This window comes from Mesorhizobium caraganae (assembly GCF_016836705.1).
Lineage (GTDB): Bacteria > Pseudomonadota > Alphaproteobacteria > Rhizobiales > Rhizobiaceae > Mesorhizobium > Mesorhizobium caraganae.
Map to the genome: position 1 here is coordinate 1 of NZ_JAFCGY010000029.1, position 16,525 is coordinate 16,525.

15 protein-coding genes are annotated in these 16,525 nt (G+C 62.9%); 7 read left to right on the forward strand and 8 right to left on the reverse strand.

Features of this window, described 5'->3' with window-relative positions; all coding sequences use genetic code 11:
- Nucleotides 1-376: 376 nt before the first annotated feature.
- The 3 genes from fumC (at nucleotide 377) to JQK88_RS28875 (ending at nucleotide 2,979) form a co-directional block, all read left to right on the forward strand.
- Nucleotides 377-1,774 (forward strand): class II fumarate hydratase, encoded by a 1,398-nt coding sequence (fumC, locus tag JQK88_RS28865; protein ID WP_192251403.1) that lies wholly within the window; start codon nucleotides 377-379, stop codon nucleotides 1,772-1,774.
- A gap of 226 nt (nucleotides 1,775-2,000) precedes the next feature.
- The gene (locus tag JQK88_RS28870) at nucleotides 2,001-2,423 is read left to right on the forward strand and encodes a DoxX family protein (protein ID WP_192251407.1); all 423 of its coding nucleotides are present in this window, start codon (nucleotides 2,001-2,003) and stop codon (nucleotides 2,421-2,423) included.
- 142 nt (nucleotides 2,424-2,565) lie between these two features.
- On the forward strand, nucleotides 2,566-2,979 hold the full coding sequence (locus JQK88_RS28875; protein WP_192251411.1) for a DoxX family protein: 414 nt from the start codon (nucleotides 2,566-2,568) through the stop codon (nucleotides 2,977-2,979).
- An 11-nt stretch (nucleotides 2,980-2,990) separates the two neighbouring features.
- On the opposite strand, the gene ppx is transcribed toward JQK88_RS28875, so the two are convergent.
- Nucleotides 2,991-4,523 (reverse strand): exopolyphosphatase, encoded by a 1,533-nt coding sequence (gene ppx / locus JQK88_RS28880; protein WP_192251414.1) that lies wholly within the window; start codon nucleotides 4,521-4,523, stop codon nucleotides 2,991-2,993.
- Nucleotides 4,523-6,724, reverse strand: coding sequence for an RNA degradosome polyphosphate kinase (locus JQK88_RS28885; RefSeq protein ID WP_192251417.1), 2,202 nt, complete (start codon nucleotides 6,722-6,724; stop codon nucleotides 4,523-4,525). Before JQK88_RS28885 ends, ppx begins: the two co-directional genes overlap by 1 nt.
- A 237-nt stretch (nucleotides 6,725-6,961) precedes the next feature.
- On the opposite strand from JQK88_RS28885, the gene JQK88_RS28890 reads away from it, so the two are divergent.
- On the forward strand, nucleotides 6,962-7,207 hold the full coding sequence (locus JQK88_RS28890; RefSeq protein ID WP_203280212.1) for a zinc-finger domain-containing protein: 246 nt from the start codon (nucleotides 6,962-6,964) through the stop codon (nucleotides 7,205-7,207).
- Nucleotides 7,208-7,226: 19 nt separating this feature from the next.
- Entirely contained in the window at nucleotides 7,227-8,450 is a 1,224-nt protein-coding gene (locus tag JQK88_RS28895) for an FAD-dependent monooxygenase (protein WP_203280213.1), read from the forward strand.
- Nucleotides 8,451-8,474: 24 nt separating this feature from the next.
- On the opposite strand, the gene JQK88_RS28900 is transcribed toward JQK88_RS28895, so the two are convergent.
- The 6 genes from JQK88_RS28900 to JQK88_RS28925 all read right to left on the reverse strand — a co-directional run bounded on the left by JQK88_RS28900 (nucleotide 8,475) and on the right by JQK88_RS28925 (nucleotide 13,792).
- Nucleotides 8,475-9,140, reverse strand: coding sequence for a TIGR02117 family protein (locus tag JQK88_RS28900; protein ID WP_192251426.1), 666 nt, complete (start codon nucleotides 9,138-9,140; stop codon nucleotides 8,475-8,477).
- 102 nt (nucleotides 9,141-9,242) lie between these two features.
- Nucleotides 9,243-10,046 carry an amino acid ABC transporter ATP-binding protein gene (locus JQK88_RS28905; RefSeq protein ID WP_023671483.1) on the reverse strand — a complete coding sequence of 268 codons (804 nt, stop codon included), beginning with the start codon at nucleotides 10,044-10,046 and terminating at the stop codon, nucleotides 9,243-9,245.
- A 21-nt stretch (nucleotides 10,047-10,067) separates the two neighbouring features.
- Nucleotides 10,068-11,225 (reverse strand): amino acid ABC transporter permease, encoded by a 1,158-nt coding sequence (locus JQK88_RS28910; RefSeq protein ID WP_192251429.1) that lies wholly within the window; start codon nucleotides 11,223-11,225, stop codon nucleotides 10,068-10,070.
- Between the two features lie 5 nt (nucleotides 11,226-11,230).
- Entirely contained in the window at nucleotides 11,231-12,418 is a 1,188-nt protein-coding gene (locus JQK88_RS28915) for an amino acid ABC transporter permease (protein ID WP_192251432.1), read from the reverse strand.
- Between the two features lie 62 nt (nucleotides 12,419-12,480).
- Nucleotides 12,481-13,509 carry an amino acid ABC transporter substrate-binding protein gene (locus tag JQK88_RS28920; RefSeq protein ID WP_192251435.1) on the reverse strand — a complete coding sequence of 343 codons (1,029 nt, stop codon included), beginning with the start codon at nucleotides 13,507-13,509 and terminating at the stop codon, nucleotides 12,481-12,483.
- Between the two features lie 91 nt (nucleotides 13,510-13,600).
- Nucleotides 13,601-13,792 (reverse strand): hypothetical protein, encoded by a 192-nt coding sequence (locus JQK88_RS28925; protein ID WP_162712180.1) that lies wholly within the window; start codon nucleotides 13,790-13,792, stop codon nucleotides 13,601-13,603.
- Between the two features lie 189 nt (nucleotides 13,793-13,981).
- On the opposite strand from JQK88_RS28925, the gene JQK88_RS28930 reads away from it, so the two are divergent.
- Both JQK88_RS28930 and JQK88_RS28935 read left to right on the forward strand, forming a co-directional pair.
- Nucleotides 13,982-15,151, forward strand: coding sequence for a cystathionine beta-lyase (locus JQK88_RS28930; RefSeq protein WP_192251438.1), 1,170 nt, complete (start codon nucleotides 13,982-13,984; stop codon nucleotides 15,149-15,151).
- 225 nt (nucleotides 15,152-15,376) lie between these two features.
- On the forward strand, nucleotides 15,377-16,462 hold the full coding sequence (locus JQK88_RS28935) for an HPP family protein (RefSeq protein WP_203280214.1): 1,086 nt from the start codon (nucleotides 15,377-15,379) through the stop codon (nucleotides 16,460-16,462).
- Nucleotides 16,463-16,525 lie beyond the last annotated feature (63 nt).

Consider the following 16,525-nt stretch of genomic DNA (forward strand, 5'->3'; position numbering starts at 1 on the left):
GTGCGCCCTGCGTCGGCCTGAGGGCCTCACCGCCACCATCAAACTCCACCCCAAAAGGCAAAGCCGAGCGAGACATCACGGTCAAACCGCTCCGCACGCCTTTCTCCCGTAACTGTGCAACAGGCCCATCGAGGGGGAGATGGCCGGCAGGCCAGAGGGGGTCGCCGCGCACGGAGCGCTAGCCTCCTCTGTCGATAATAGAAGGTCGCATCAGGACGTACCGATCCCCTCTGTCGCCTTTGGCGACATCTCCCCCTCGAGGGGGAGATTAGCTGCGCCCTTCAACCGATTCGCATCCTCGCCCTTCGCAATCTTCGCTTGAAGCGATTTGTGCAACGCGATACGCCGTTGCCAAATTCGATCGTCGGAGAGACAAGTGACCGCTGCCAAGACCAGAACCGAAACCGACACGTTCGGCCCCATCGAGGTCGCCGCCGACCGCTATTGGGGCGCGCAGGCGCAGCGTTCCCTCGGCAATTTCAAGATCGGCTTGGAAAAGCAGCCGGCCTCGATCGTGCGTGCGCTGGGCATCGTCAAGCGGGCGGCGGCGGAAGCCAATATGGAGCTGAAGCGGCTCGATCCGGCCATCGGCAAGGCGATCATAGAGGCGGCGCAAGAGGTCATCGACGGCAAGCTCAACGACCATTTCCCGCTCGTGGTCTGGCAGACCGGCTCGGGCACGCAGTCCAACATGAATGCCAACGAGGTGATCTCCAACCGGGCGATCGAACTTCTGGGTGGCGTCATGGGCTCGAAGAAGCCGGTGCATCCCAACGACCACGTCAATATGAGCCAGTCGTCGAACGACACCTATCCGACGGCCATGCATATCGCCTGCGCCGAGCGCATCGTGCATGACCTGTTGCCGGCGCTGAAGCATCTGCACGCCGCGCTCGAGGCCAAGACCAAGGCCTTCGCCCACATCATCAAGATCGGCCGCACCCATACGCAGGACGCCACGCCCCTCACGCTTGGCCAGGAGTTTTCGGGCTATGCCGCGCAGGTCGCCTCCTCGATCAAGCGCATCGAAATGACGCTGCCCGGCCTGCAGGAACTGGCCCAGGGCGGCACCGCGGTCGGCACCGGCCTTAACGCACCGGTGGGTTTTGCTGAAAAGGTGGCAGACCGCATCGCCGCCATCACCGGCATCGCCTTCGTCACCGCGCCAAACAAGTTCGAGGCGCTTGCCGCGCATGATTCCATGGTGTTCTCGCATGGCGCCATCAACGCCGCCGCCGCGGCGCTCTTCAAGATCGCCAACGACATCCGCTTCCTCGGTTCTGGCCCGCGCTCGGGCCTTGGCGAACTGTCGCTGCCGGAAAATGAGCCTGGCTCCTCGATCATGCCGGGCAAGGTCAACCCGACGCAGTGCGAGGCGATGACGCAGGTCTGCGTGCAGGTGTTCGGCAACAATGCCTCGCTGACCTTCGCCGGCAGCCAGGGTCATTTCGAGCTCAATGTCTACAACCCGCTGATGGCCTACAATTTCCTGCAGTCGGTGCAGCTGCTCTCCGATGCCTCGATTTCCTTCACCGACAATTGCGTCGTCGGCATTGAAGCGCGCGAAGACAACATCAAGGCGGCACTCGACCGCTCGTTGATGCTTGTGACCGCACTCGCCCCGACCATCGGCTACGACAATGCCGCCAAGATCGCGAAGACCGCGCACAAGAAAGGCACGACCTTGCGCGAGGAAGCGCTGGCCACCGGGCTGGTCAGCGCCGCCGACTATGACCGGCTGGTGCGGCCCGAGGATATGACGCATCCGGGATAAGCAGTTCCAGTCGCGTCGCGATTCCCTGGGAAATTGCGTAGCCATCAGAGAATTTGACGGCGGGAAAATTTACTGCCGTCAAAGGCTGATCCGACACGAATTTTGCGCCCTTCGTCCGATCACGGAAATGTAAGCTCTGTGAACAATGTGTCGCCGGTCTGGTGGCTTTGGTGAACAGTCGGCTTGGTCTATCTGACGGGGCATCAACCCTTTTCGGAGAGCCACAATGTCCATCAACACTTCCACTGCCGGCGCCAGCACCGCGTCCAACAGTTCCACCACCATCCTGCTCGGCCGCATCCTGCTTGCCGCCATCTTCCTGCTTTCCGGCTTCGGCAAGCTCACCGCCATTTCCGGCACCGCCGGCTACTTCGGCGCCATGGGTCTGCCGGTGCCGACCGTAACGGCCATCGTCGTCGGCCTGATCGAATTGCTCGGCGGCATTGCCATCCTCGTTGGTTTCCAGACCCGCATCGCCGCCTGGGTGCTCGCCATCTTCACCATCGCAACGGCTCTTGTGGCCCATACCGGCTGGGCCGACCAGAATCAGATGATCCATTTCCTGAAGAACGTCGCCATCACCGGCGGTTTCCTTCTGCTGGCTTCCTCTGGCCCGGGCGCCTACTCGATCGACGCCAGGCGCGGCTGAGCTTTTCCCCTCCCAAGCCTGAAAAAAAGCGGCGCGGAATTTTCCGCGCCGCTTTTTCGTTATCTGTCTAAGCGCGCGTCCGCGTCCCATCCCTGCTAGGATCGGTGGCAGAACAGCCGGCGGACAGACAACGGAGACGACCATGCCTCGCGACGCACTGCTCCTGCTTTCCCGGCTGTTGCTCGCCGCGCTGTTCATCCCGTCCGGTTACCATGCACTTGCCGACATTGCCGGCACATCAGGCTATTTCGCCGGCCTCGGCATGCCGCTGCCGACGCTTGCCGCCTGGGGCACAGGGCTGTTCGAGCTGATCGCCGGGCTGTTGATCCTGGTCGGCTTTCAGACGCCGGTCGTGGCCCTGCTGCTTGCCGCCTTCTGCATCGTCGCGGGCACCATCGGCCATTACGGCCAGGGCGGCGACGATCCTATGCTCGCCTTCATGCACCAGCAGATGCTGATGAAGGACATTGCCATCGCCGGCGGCTTCCTGGCGCTGGCCATGGCTGGTGCCGGCGCCTGGTCGATCGATGGGCGGATCGCTGCAGGCCGCGGCTGAGCGCGTCTGGACTACTTCACTGACACGCTCGGCCCACCCTCAACCGCCAGCACCAGCCGGCGGTTGGTGATCCGCGCCAGCTGCGCCAGACGGCCGGCCGGGCGCTCGCCGTAGAGGTCCGAGAGCGAAGCCGGCAGCACCAGCGCCAGCGTGCCATTGCCGCGGTTTTCCCATTTCAGCTGCGGCATCACGCCGGGCATGGCCGCGGTCAGCAGGTAGACGACGCGCAGCACCGCCGCCAGGATGCGGGCGCGCTCGAGATAGCGCGGCGTCGCCAGCCCACGAATTTCCGGCGCGGCATCGTTGAACACACCCTCATGGCGGAACAGGCTGACCAGCGCCAGGAAGGCACGGCCGGGATGGTCGACGCCGATGAAGGAGGCGTGGGCGATGATGTTGAGCGACTGCTTGCCGCGATATTCCGGGTGTGCGCGCCAGCCTATATCGGCCAGCAGACAGGCGGCGTGGCGGTAGCGCGCCTCATCCTCGGTCTCGTCGATGCCGAAGGCGGCAAAGGTCTTGCCCGTCCATTCAACAAGCTCATGCGCATGGGTGACGGAACGCGAGCGCAGCCGGGCCAGTTCCTCCGAGGCGGAGACCAGCGGATCGGCCTTCTGCTCGGCCTGGTCGAGCAGCGAATAAAGGAACCCTTCGCGCACGCCAAGCGCCGAGACGATGATCTTCGACGGCTGCATCGCCGCCATGATCTCCTGCAGCACGACCGCGCCATAGGGCAGCAGCGAGCGGCGATTCTTGGAGACCCCCTCGATACCGCGGACCTTCTCGATCTCGGGCCGCGCCACCTGCTTGAGGAAACTCAAAGCACTTTCGGTCGAGATCTCGTAGTGATGCATGACACCGAGCGGATAGTTGCTCATTTCCATGTGCAACCGGGCGAGGTTTCGCCAGGTGCCGCCGACGGTATAGAAGGGCCTGCCCTGCCCGCCCTTCAGAAGCTTGGCTCGCGCCAGTTGCTCGCGCGTGATCTTGGCCGCCTGGGCGAGCGAATTCTTTGCCATGTCCTGCAGCCGTAGGCCGCCCAGCGGCAGCGTGATGCCGTCGCCGATCGCCTCGCCATTGATGTCGATGAGCTCCAGGCTGCCGCCGCCAAGGTCGCCGGCAATGCCGTTGGCCGGGTGGAAGCCGGAGATGACGCCGAGCGCCGAATAATGCGCCTCCTCCCGGCCAGTCAGCACGCGGATCTCGGTCTTGAGCACATCCTCGGCGCGGTGGATGAAATCGGGGCCGTTGATCGCCTCGCGGGCAGCGGCGGTCGCCAGCACATACATGTGCTCGGCACCGGCCTGGTTGGACAGCGCGCGGAAGCGGCGGAACTCTTCCATCGAGCGGGTCACGCCCTCGGGATCGAGCTTGCCGGTCGACACAATGCCGCGACCGAGGCCGGCCAGCATCTTTTCGTTGAACAACAGGGTCGGCGAGCGCGCCAGCCCTTCATAGATGACAAGGCGGATCGAGTTCGAGCCGATGTCGATGATGGACAGCGGTCGGCGATCCTGCAGCCGGCCCTGGGAAGTTGAAATCATCAGCCGGACGCTGCAGCGTTTTTCTTGCGGCGTTTGAACTGCGCGATGCGCTTGGGCGCATGCGACTTCAGCGCATCGCCCCGTCCGGACAGGCTAGGATTGGTCATGAAATATTCCTGCGCGTTGAACGGTTCCTCACCCTCCTCCAGCGCCACGCGCCGGGAGGTTCCGTCAGCCAATACGTCGAAACTTTGCTGGTTGTCCATGATGTTGCCCAGCATGATCTGGCCAAGTATCTGTTCATGCACAGTTGGATTGGTGATCGGCACCATGGTCTCGACGCGGCGGTCGAGATTGCGCGGCATCAGATCGGCCGAGGAGATGTAGACGATCGCCTCGTCCGAGGGCAGGCCATGGCCATTGCCGAAGCAGTAGATGCGGCTGTGTTCGAGGAAGCGGCCGACGATCGACTTGACCCTGATGTTTTCCGACAGGCCCGGCACCTGCGGCCTAAGGCAGCAAATGCCTCGCACGACGAGGTCGATCTCGACGCCGGCGCGGCTGGCGTCATAGAGCGCGTCGATGATGTTCGGATCGACCAGCGCGTTCATCTTCATCCAGATGCGCGCCGGCCGGCCGGCCAGCGCATGGCCGATCTCGTCGGTGATGTGCTTCAGGATGCGGCTGCGCAGGGTAAACGGCGAGATGGCGATCCGCATCTCATCGGTCGGCTCGGCATAGCCGGTGATGAAGTTGAACAGCTGCGCGACATCGCGCGCGATCGTCGGATCGGTGGTGAAGAAGGACAGGTCGGTGTAGATGCGCGCGGTCACCGGATGGTAATTGCCGGTGCCCAGATGCACATAGTTGCGCAGCTTGCCGTCCTCGCGCCGCACCACCAGCGACATTTTCGCATGGGTCTTCAACTCGAGGAAGCCGAACACGACCTGGACGCCGGCGCGCTCGAGATCGCGCGCCCAGCGGATGTTGGCTTCCTCGTCGAAGCGCGCCTTGAGCTCGACCAGAGCGGTCACCGACTTGCCGGCCTCGGCCGCATCGACCAGCGCACGCACGATCGGGCTGTCGTTGGAGGTGCGATAGAGTGTCTGCTTGATTGCCACCACTTCCGGGTCGGCCATCGCCTGGCGCAGGAACTGCACCACCACGTCGAAGGATTCGTAGGGGTGGTGGACGACGATGTCCTTCTCGCGGATGGCCGCGAAACAATCGCCGCCATGTTCGCGGATTCGCTCGGGAAAGCGCGGATTGTAGGGCCTGAATTTGAGGTCGTCGCGCGGCACGGAGACGATTTCCGAAATCTGGCTGAGCGCCAGCGGGCCGGTCAGAACGCTGATGCGGCTCGAAGAGACGCCAAGCTCGCCGGCAACGAACTCGCGCAATTCGCCGGGCATCGACTTGTCGAATTCGATGCGGATGACCGAACCGCGGCGACGGCGCTTCAGCGCCGTCTCGAACAGGCGCACAAGATCCTCCGACTCCTCCTCGACCTCGATATCGCTGTCCCGGATGATGCGGAAGGTGCCGGAGCCCTTGACCTCGTATCCGGGGAACAGCTTGCCGATATAGAGGCCGACCGCCTCCTCGAGCGGAATGAAGCGAACATGCTGCTTGCGGTCCGGCAGACGGATGAAGCGCTTCAGCGCCACCGGCAGGCGCAGAAGCGCACTCATCTCCTCGCCATTCTTGCGATGGCGCAATTGCAGCGCCATGGAGAAGCCGAGGTTGGGAATGAACGGAAACGGATGCGCCGGGTCGATCGACAGCGGGGTCAGGACCGGGAAGACCTGATCCTGGAAATGATCTTCCAGCCAGACCTTCTCATCCTTGGTCAGTGCATCGCGGGTGATGCTCTCAATACCTTCCTTGTTGAGCAGCAGCATCAGCGCCGACAGGCTGTTCTGCTGGTCCTCCTGCAGCCGCTCAACCTCGCGCAAAAGCTGTTCGAGCTGCTGCTCGGGCGTGCGCCCGTCGGGGCTCTTGAGCGCGATGCCTTCGCGCACCTGGCCGGCAAGACCGGCGACGCGGACCATGAAGAATTCATCGAGATTGGCGGCCGAGATCGACAGGAAACGGACCCGTTCGAGCAGCGGGTGGTGTTCGTTCTGCGATTCCTCGAGAACGCGCCGGTTGAACTGCAGCCAGGAGAATTCGCGGTTGACGAAGCGGTCGGGATTGCCGCCCTCGGGGCTTGCCACCTCGACATTGATGAATTCGCTCTGCACCGGCTTTAGTTCGTTCATGGTTTCCTGCCCGCAACCGTTCCTTTTGGAGCGCCGCACATGCCGGAATGGTCATGGACGCTCTAACATGCCTTTGTGACGCGTGATCCGTCGCGGAATCGCTCGGCTTCCGGGGTCATGCGCTTAACCGGCTCAACTTATCCTCTGCCAGCCTTTTGCGACAGTTTCATTTCATCGATCTTGCAAAGAGAGCTGTTATGATCCAGATGCAGACGAGACTGCGTTAAGGAGACGACGATGGCAGGCGGTTCCATTCCCCATTTCCAGAACGATGCCGGCCATCCGGCGATCGACATCGGTGTCAGGGAATTCATGTGCACCGGCGCCAACCCGCCCTTCGATCATCCGCATGTCTTCCTCGACATGGGCGACGACAATGAAAAGGTCTGCCCGTATTGCTCGACGCTCTACCGCTATTCGGCGAAGCTGAAGGCGACGGAAACGGTGCCGGCCGGCTGCATTTACATCGACCACGCCGCCTGATCCTGTCGCGGCAAGCCCGATGGAAGACATCAGGTCCCGGCAGGTCATAATCGCCGGGGCCGGCGTCGCCGGGTTGACGGCTGCCCTTGCCTTTGCCGAACGCGGATATGCGGTAAGGCTGTTCGAACAGGCGTCGCGCCTCGAAGCCACCGGCGCCGGCATCCAGCTTTCGCCCAACGCAACACGCATTCTTCGAAAGCTCGGCGTGCTTGAGCGCCTGCTACCGGCGGCCTTGCGACCGGAAGCGGTGGTGCTCAAGGAGGCCGGGACGCTGCGCGAACTGGCGCGGGTGCCACTTGGGCATGCCGCCGAAGCGCGCTGGCAGGCGCCCTATCTCGTCGCCCACCGCGCTGATCTGCAGGCGGCACTGCTGGCGCAGGTGGCTGATCGGCCGGGAATTGAGCTTGTCACGGGTGCACGCGTCAACAGCATCGCCGTCAATGCGTCAGATGTTGCCGTGACCGCCGAAGCGGATGGCCGCGCGATCGAGGCAAGCGGCCGGCTCCTGGTCGGCGCCGACGGCGTCTGGTCGTCGGTCCGGGCGCAACTCGCAGGCTTCGGCAAAAGCCGTTTTTCGGGTGAACTCGCCTGGCGGGCAACGGTCGCGGCTGAGAGCGCCGCCGGAGAAGCCTTTACCGCCATCGCCGCCGCCGACTGCGTCACCACGTTCCTGCATCCCGGCTTCCACATGGTCGCCTATCCGGTCAGCAACGGCCGCGCCTTCAATCTCGCCGCCTTCACCAAGGGCGAGCGCATAGCCGAAGGCTGGTCGGGCCATGCCGACCCAGCTGTTCTCGACGGCGCCACGCGCGGCGCAGCGCCGGACCTCGCCAGGCTTGTGGCGCTGGCCGGTCCCTGGACGGCCTTTCCGATCCATACAGTCGTCCAGCAGCGGTGGACAAGCCCGCAAGGCATCGCCCTGATTGGCGACGCCGCGCATGCGATGACGCCGTTTGCGGCGCAAGGCGCGGCCATGGCGATCGAAGATGCGTTTACGCTCGCCGCCGTCGTCTCCGACGTCCCTGCCGATCCGGCGAGGAGTCTTCATATCTGGGAAAACCTGCGACGGCCGCGTGTGGCCAAAGCCGCAGGTCGCGGCTCCGTCAACCGCATAGCCTGGCATGCCGCCGGTCCGGTGGCGATCGCCCGCAATCTGTTCCTGGCCATGCGCTCGCCCGACAAGCTCGCGGCCGATCTCGACTGGCTCTATGGCTGGGAGCCGCAGAAAATCATCCGGCGCTAGACATCGCCGGGATGCCGTCTTCGCCTAGTTGTACAGCCGCATCGACAGGCCGAGCGAGGCCGGCAGCGGGTTCCACCAGCCGGTGCGCAGGCCGGCGGTGCGCAGGCCCGCCGCCGTCCAGGTGTTGCAACCGACCAGCGCATTGAAATGGCCGTTCGCCTCGAAGAAGCGGTCGAAGCGGGAATAGGCCGCATTCTCGATGACGAGCGGACCGTTCGGCCCTTGCTGGAAGCTCGCTTCGATATAATCGAGCAATGCTGCAAAACGCTGCTCATCGATGTCGAAGCCGGTGACGTCAGGATGCGGCTCGGCGACGGCGGCGGCGATATCGACATGCATGGCCGAGGCGTCCAGCGTCAGCGCCTCGAGCATAGGCACTGCTTTCAGCTCAGACCAGGTCGGTGTCTCCAGATAGAAGGCGCGGCCACCCCAGCCGAAGACGATGTAGCGCACCTCAGGAGCATCCACGGGGATGCCGGCATCGACCAGGAAATGGAAGCGTTGGCGTACGGCATCATCGACCGGTATGGCGATGTCGGTGTGGATCGGATTCTTCAGCACAAGAATATGGCGCGTGCCCTCACCCGCCGCTGATGCCGGCCAGAGCGGGCGCGGCACCAGCGTGCCGAGCGTGGTGGCAAGCACGAGCGCGGCAACCAGCATGGCCAGGAAACGCAGGGCTCTTCTCATGCGGCGGCGGCTTTGCGGTCTCCCGACGTCATCGTCCGGCCCCAGACAGCAAAAAAGCCCGGCCGCATTGCGGCCGGGCTCTTCTGGTTTGGATGAAAATGCTCAGTGCAGGATCTGCGACAGGAAGAGCTTCGTGCGCTCGTGGCGCGGATGGTCGAAGAACTCGGCCGGCGTGTTCTGTTCAACGATCTGGCCCTGATCCATGAAGATCACCCGGTTGGCGACCTTGCGAGCAAAGCCCATTTCGTGGGTGACGCACAGCATGGTCATGCCTTCTTCGGCCAAGCCCACCATCGTCTCCAGCACTTCCTTGATCATTTCAGGGTCAAGCGCCGAAGTCGGCTCATCGAACAGCATGATGCGCGGGTTCATGCACAGCGAGCGGGCGATCGCCACGCGCTGCTGCTGGCCGCCGGACAATTGGCCCGGATATTTGTTGGCCTGTTCCGGGATTTTCACGCGCTTGAGGAAGTGCATGGCGATTTCCTCGGCCTGCTTCTTCGGCGTCTTGCGCACCCAGATCGGCGCCAGCGTGCAGTTCTCCAGGATGGTCAGATGCGGGAACAGGTTGAAGTGCTGGAACACCATGCCGACCTCACGGCGCACCTCGTCGATCTTTTTGAGATCGTTGGTCAGCTCCTTGCCATCGACGATGATCTTGCCCTTCTGGTGTTCCTCCAGCCGGTTGATGCAGCGGATCATGGTAGACTTGCCGGAACCCGAAGGACCGCAGATGACGATGCGCTCGCCGCGCATCACCTTCAGGTTGATGTCCTTCAGCACATGGAACTCGCCATACCATTTGTGCATGCCGATGATGTCGATGGCGACATCGGTGGTCGAGATGTGCATCTTCTTCGCATCGACCTTGATCTCTTCGGCGCTGACGGCGTTTTCTATGACCATGGCAGGTTCCCCTTTTTGTTCTTAGCGTTTGTGGCCGGTGTCGAGCCGGCGTTCTGTGTACATCGAATAGCGCGACATGCCGAAGCAGAACAGCCAGAAGACGAAGGCTGCGAAGATGAGGCCAGATCTCGCGGTCTGCGGCGTCGCCCAATTGGCGTCCGCGAAGTTCTGCTTGACGACGCCAAGCAGGTCGAACATCGAGATGATGATCACCAGGCTGGTGTCCTTGAACATGCCAATGAAGGTGTTGACGATGCCGGGAATGACCAGCTTCAGCGCTTGCGGCAGTACGATCAGCGTCATCTTCTGCCAGTAGCCGAGGCCAAGTGAATCCGCGCCCTCGTACTGACCCTTGGGGATCGCCTGCAGACCACCGCGTATCACTTCGGCCATGTAGGCAGCGGCAAACAACGACACACCGATCAACGCCCTGAGGTATTTGTCGAAGGAAACGCCCGCGGGCAGAAACAGCGGCAGCATGACGCTGGCGAAGAATAGAACCGTGATCAGCGGGATGCCGCGAACGAACTCGATGAAGATCACGCACAGCGTCTTGACGATCGGCATCTTGGAGCGTCGGCCGAGCGCCAGCACGATCCCCATCGGCAGCGACACGGCAATACCGACAAAGGACAGGCTGAGCGTCACCAGCAACCCACCCCACAGCTGCGTCTCGACATGGGGCAGGCCAAACATACCGCCAACCAGCAGCACGAAGGCGACGATCGGCAGCACCAGGAACAGAAGAATGGCGTTCAATCCTTTGCGCGGCACGCGTGGGATCAGCAGCGGCACCAGCAGCACCACGAACAGGATGGCGACCAGGATCGGCCGCCAGCGTTCTTCGATCGGATAACGGCCAAGCATCAACTGACCGAACTTGGCGTTGACGAAGGCCCAGCAGGCGCCGGACCAGCCGTCCGGCTGGATGCCACCTTGCGCTGCCGTGGCGCATACCGTGCGATCCGGCCCCACCCATTGGGCGCTGATGAAGGCCCAGTTGATGATGGGCGGCACGATCATCACCACCAGCGCAATAGCCAGCACAGTCAGGATGACGTCGCCCACCGAGCCGACCAGGTTCTTGCGAACCCATGCCAAAGGCCCCCGCACGCCTGCCGGCGCCTGTTGCGCCAGTGCCATTTCGGTGCGTACCCAGGAGGTATCATGTTCCTGCATGGCCGTTACCTCTCCACCAGCGCCATCCTGGCGTTGACCACATTCATGACTGCCGAGGTCACCAGGCTGATTATGAGGTAGACGACCATCATGATCAGCACGCCCTCGACCGCCTGGCCGGTCTGGTTCAGCACAGTGCCGGCGATTGCCGTCAGGTCCGGGTAGCCGATGGCAATGGCCAGCGACGAGTTCTTGGTCAGATTGAGATACTGACTGGTCAGCGGCGGGATGACGATGCGCATGGCCTGAGGAACGACGACAAGCCGCAGGATCGATCCCGGCCGCAGCCCCAGCGCGCCAGCCGCCTCGGTCTGACCCTTGCTGACGCCGAGAATGCCGGCGCGCACGATCTCGGCAATGAAGGAAGCCGTGTAGAATGACAGCGCCAGATAGAGCGACAGGAACTCGGGTCCGATCTGGAAGCCGCCGGTCAGGTTGAAGGTCGATTGTTTGGGAAAATCGAAGCTCAGCGGAAAGCCGCTCAGCGCGTAGGCCAGCAATGGCAGGCCGACGATCAGCGCCAGCGAAGTCCACAACACCGGAAATTGCTGGCCGGTCGCCATTTGCCGCTGGCGCGCCGTGCGGGCTACGAACCACGCCATGGCGATGCCGACAAGCAAAGCGACGAAGATCAGCCAGGAGCCCTCGCCCCAGATAGCCCGTGGAAAATAGAAGCCGCGCTGGTTGAGGAAAGAGCCGAACGGCAAATTGAAACTGTCGCGAGGCGCCGGCAGCACCGCCAGCACGCCTGAATACCAGAAGAAGATCACCAGCAGCGGCGGGATATTGCGGAACACCTCAACATAAACGGTGCAGATCTTGCGAATCAGCCAGTTTCGCGACAAGCGGCCGATACCGACGACAAAGCCGATGATGGTCGCGGTGATGATGCCGGCACCGGCAACGATGAGGGTGTTGATCAGCCCGACAATAATGGCATCGCCATAGGTCGAGTCCGAAGTATAAGCGATGGGCCTGACTGGGATGTCGAACCCCGCGCGGTTTTTCAGGAAGCCGAAACCGGAAGCGATATGCAGGCGCTGCAGATTCTCGATAACGTTGTGGACGATCCACCAGACGCCCGCCACCAGCAAGATGACAACCACCGCCTGGAAAAAAATCCCGCGGACTTTTGGATCGTTGATGAAGGAACCTCGGCTCGGCTCCTCGCGAATAACTTCCTGCGACGCCATTGGACCATCCCTGGAAAGAGAAACCGGAAGGCAGACGATCTGCCTTCCGGATCACATTTCGATCAGCGGATCGGTGGCGCGTATTGCAGGCCGCCCTTGGTCCACAGCGCATTGATGCCGCGCGCGATCTTCAGCGGGCTGCCGGTGCCAACATTGCGCTCGAACATCTCGCCGTAATTGCCCACGGCCTTGACGATGTTGACGACCCAGTCATTGCTCACGCCGAGGTCGGTGCCGATCTTGGTTTCGGCTTCCTGACCGAGCACGCGCTTGATCTCCGGATTATCCGAGGTCTTCAGCTCCTCGACATTGGCCTGGGTGATGCCGAGTTCCTCGGCCTGCAGCAGCGCGAAGTAGGTCCACTTGACGATGTGGTACCATTGGTCGTCACCCTGGCGCACGGCCGGACCGAGCGGCTCCTTGGAGATGATCTCGGGCAGCACGACATGATCGGCCGGCGCGCTCAGCGTCAGGCGGATGCCGTAGAGACCCGACTGGTCGGTGGTGTAGACGTCGCAGCGGCCGGCGTCATAGGCGGCGTTGACCTCTTCCAGCTTTTCGAAGACGACCGGATTGTACTCCATCTTGTTCGCCTTGAAGTAGTCGGCGAGGTTGAGCTCGGTCGTGGTGCCGCTCTGCACGCAGACCGCCGCGCCCGAAAGCTGCAGCGCGGAATTGACGCCCGGCAGCTTCTTGGCGTTGATCATGAAGCCCTGGCCGTCATAGTAGGTGACGCCGATGAAGTTCAGGCCGAGCGCCGTATCGCGATTGATGGTCCAGGTGGTGTTGCGCGACAGGATATCGATCTCGCCCGACTGCAGCGCGGTGAAGCGCTCCTTGGCGCTAAGCGGGGTGAACTTGACCTTGGTGCCGTCGCCGAAGACGGCAGCCGCGACAGCGCGGCAGAAATCAGCATCGATGCCTTTCCAGTCGCCCTTGTCGTCAGGCGCCGAGAAACCGGCCAGACCAGTCGAGACACCGCACTGGATGAAGCCCTTCGCCTTGACGTCGCCGAGCGTGGTCGCCGACGCGGCCGAAGCCATCCATCCAAGCGCAGCGGCGCCGAGAATGCCAATTGCAATGTGTTTCATAACCCACAGACCCTTTTCTGTTTTTCAGGTAAACCCTGATCCTCAGGCAAATCCTGATCTTTTTCCCGCGTGAACCCGGCTCCCATCCGGCTCATTCCCGGAACCCCGCGTCGTAACCGACGCCCGGCTCCTCCCATTCACGAACTGCATCGAAGGCGATTATTCCTGTGAGGTCAAGGGAAATGACCGATTCACGACAGCTTTGAAAACCAATTGCCGCGAATGCCTGAAATGCGCACAAGAGCACCAGGAAATCGGCAACCCGTGCAAACAAATCAGTCAAGGAAGCAGCCGCACAAGTCTATAGCTCGCGACAGACTCCGCCGTCACTATAGCGATGCTTTGTTGGAGGCGCGAACCGCGATGGATTGGCCCATGTAAACCCCACCGCTTGGCGGGTCCACGGCTGTTGCGCGGGCTTTGCCACCGCTTTATGGCTGATCTCCTTACATCCTTTGACAGGCGGCGAACCATGGCGACAGACGGCAGCGAACTGGGCATCAACACGCGGCTTGCCCATTCCGGCAACAACCCGCACGACTATTTCGGCTTCGTCAATCCGCCGGTCGTGCATGCCTCGACCGTTCTCTACCCCAACGCCGCGACGATGGCCGCGCGCAGCCAGAAATACACCTACGGCACGCGCGGTACGCCGACCACCGACGCGCTGGCGCATGCGATCGACGCTCTGGAAGGCTCGGCCGGCACGATAATCGTGCCGTCGGGCCTGGCGGCGGTGACCATTCCGCTGCTGGCTTTCCTGTCGGCGGGCGATCACGTTTTGATCGTCGATTCCGTCTATCATCCGACCCGCAATTTCGCCGACACGATGCTGAAGCGGCTGGGCGTCGAGGTCGAGTATTACGACCCGCATGCCGGCGCCGGCATCGCCAAGCTGATCAAGCCCAACACCAAGGTCGTGTTCACGGAATCGCCGGCCTCAAACACTTTCGAGGTGCAGGACGTCCCGGCCATCGTCAAGGCGGCGCATGCGGCCGGCGCCATCGTCATGATGGACAACACCTGGGCGACGCCGCTCTATTTCCGCCCGCTCGACCACGGCGTCGATATCTCGATCCATGCGGCGACGAAATATCCCGCCGGCCATTCCGATGTGCTGTTGGGAACGGTGTCGGCCAATGCGGACTGCTGGAAGCAGCTTTGCGAGACGTTCTACACAATGGGCTGCTGCGCCGGCCCCGACGACGTCTACCAGGTGCTGCGCGGCCTGCGCACGATGGGCGTGCGGCTGGATCACCATCAAAAGAGCGCGCTTGCCATCGCCGCCTGGCTGGAAGGCCAACCCGGCGTGGCGCGCGTGCTGCACCCCGCGCTCCCCAGCCACCCCGACCATGCCGTGTGGAAGCGCGATTTTTCCGGCTCGAGCGGCATCTTTTCCATTGTGCTCAAGGGCGGCGGCCAGAAACAGCAGCACGCCTTCCTCGATGCGCTGAGGATCTTCGGCCTCGGCTATTCCTGGGGCGGCTATGAAAGCCTTGCCGTGCCGGTCTTCCTCGGCGACCGCATCGTCGCGAAGGGTCCCTATGACGGCCCGCTCATCCGCCTGCAGATCGGGCTCGAGGATGTCGAGGACCTCAAGGCCGATATCCTGCGCGGACTGGCCGCTGCCGCGGCGGCATGAACCGCAACCTGCCAAGCCGAATCCGCAAACCGGCCCAAAGGCCTGAAAAGACTGGCTGGGAAGCGTTGTGAGACGCCCGATGTCGCAAAGCCGCTCATTGCTCGGCTGTGCGCAATGTTATTTCCCCAGTATGCGGTTTTTCGGATTGGATTGACTTTCAAAGCTGGCAGTCAGCCCGCATTGCAGGCGCTTCGAGCCGCAACTTCCAGCCAGACTGAGCTTGCCATGGCCTTTCGTCTCTTTGTCCCCATTCTCGCCGGCGCGACGCTGCGTGAGCGCCTTATCGCCTGTATCGGCGCGATGGTCGGCATTGCGCTGACCGGGGCGATCGGCGCGCTGGTGCTCGGCAACGGCCCGCATGTGCCGCTGCTTGTGGCCCCGATGGGCGCGTCGGCGGTGCTGCTGTTTGCGGTGCCTGCGAGCCCGCTGGCGCAGCCATGGTCGATCATCGGCGGCAACACCGTATCCGCGCTGATCGGCGTGATCGTTGCGCATTTCGTGCACGAGCCGGCTCTCGCCACGGGCATGGCCGTGGCGCTGGCGATCGCCGCCATGTCGTTCACGCGCTGCCTGCATCCGCCGGGCGGAGCCGCCGCGTTGACCGCTGTCCTTGGCGGACCGGCGGTGACCAGCGCCGGCTTTCTGTTTCCCTTCGTGCCGGTGGCGCTGAATTCCATCATTCTGGTCGCACTCGGCTATGCTTTCCACAGGCTGTCGCGACGCAGCTACCCGCACCGGCCCGCTCCTGCCGCCAACAGCCATGGAACGGCAGATCCGCCGGCCGTGCAGCGCGTCGGCTTCAGGCCCGAGGATATCGATGCCGCGCTTGGTGCATTGGATGAGACTTTCGATATCGATCGCAGCGATCTCGAATTGCTGCTGCGCCAGGTCGAACTGCAGGCCATGGTTCGCTCGCACCGGACGTTGCTGTGCGCCGACCTTATGTCCCGCGACGTGGTGTCGGTGCCTGAGCACGCCTCGCCCGATCAGGCGCGACAGCAACTCCTCGACCACAACATCCGCACCTTGCCGGTGGTCGACGCGGAGGCAAGGCTGGTCGGCGCCGTCGGCCTGCGCGAGCTGACACGGGCTACCGAAACGGTGAAAGGCGTGATGTCGAACGCCGGCACCGCCTCCCCCGACACACCGGCAATGAGCCTGCTTCCCGTGCTCACCGACGGGCGCAGCCATGCAGTGGTGATCATTGACAGCGAGCGCCGCATCCTCGGCCTGATCACGCAGACCGATCTCCTGGCGGCAGCCGCCCGGATACAGACGGCAGACAGGGCGCGGCCAGAAGCTGTAGGATAGATCGCTCCAGGTGCAGAAAGGTCGGGAACCTTTTGTCGGCGGCAGCATCCAATGTCCCGATCA